The organism is Taklimakanibacter deserti, assembly GCA_003574785.1.
On record QORU01000078.1, the window covers coordinates 1 to 550 of the forward strand.

Genomic DNA, 550 nt, shown 5'->3' on the forward strand with positions numbered 1-550 from the left:
CTCTCGGTTGTCGATCATCCTCCCGAAGGAGCGTGACGTCATGATGCGCTGACGGGCTTCACCAGGATCATTCATCTCGATGCAGGGAATGACCTTCAGCTCCAGGCAGGTGCGCTCCAGGGTGACCGAGAAGCGCAGGCGAATCTGCTTGGGGTCGGCCTGGGCGAGATCCCAGGCGCTTTGTACGCCCATCAGCGCCAGGCGCTCCACCAGTCGGCGGCCGACGCCCCACACATCTCCCGACAGCACTGCAACGACCGCCACCAGTAAAGCCTTCATGACTCCCTCCAAGCCCGCCAAGCGGACTGCGTGACCGACAGCTTCACGCCATTGCCGTGCGGCACGACGAAGGCTTTGACGTCCTGAGGTAGGCACCCCAGGTGATTGAGATAGGCGCGGACGCGCTGAGGGTTCTGCGGTGGATGCCAGAGGGTGATGCGCATGACGGGCTCCAGGGGATGAATGGTAGCCCTTCAGTGCTCGGCTGGCTGCCGGGCGGGCCCTCGAGGGTGACACCTGCCGATACAGGGTGCCCCCGAAGAGCTTTCAT

Annotated in this window: 1 protein-coding gene and 1 pseudogene; both read right to left on the minus strand. The window is 63.8% G+C overall.

Features of this window, described 5'->3' with window-relative positions; genetic code table 11:
- Positions 1 to 279, minus strand: a pseudogene (locus tag DS839_RS36025) (hypothetical protein); the annotation flags it as partial.
- On the minus strand, positions 276 to 443 hold the full coding sequence (locus DS839_RS36820) for a hypothetical protein (RefSeq protein WP_162919031.1): 168 nt from the start codon (positions 441 to 443) through the stop codon (positions 276 to 278). The gene DS839_RS36820 and the pseudogene DS839_RS36025, both read right to left, overlap by 4 nt.
- Positions 444 to 550 lie beyond the last annotated feature (107 nt).

Bases quoted from the DNA above. Each gene is read 5' to 3' on its own strand.
- DS839_RS36820 (WP_162919031.1), bottom strand. From the start codon at position 443: ATGCGCATCACCCTCTGGCATCCACCGCAGAACCCTCAGCGCGTCCGC.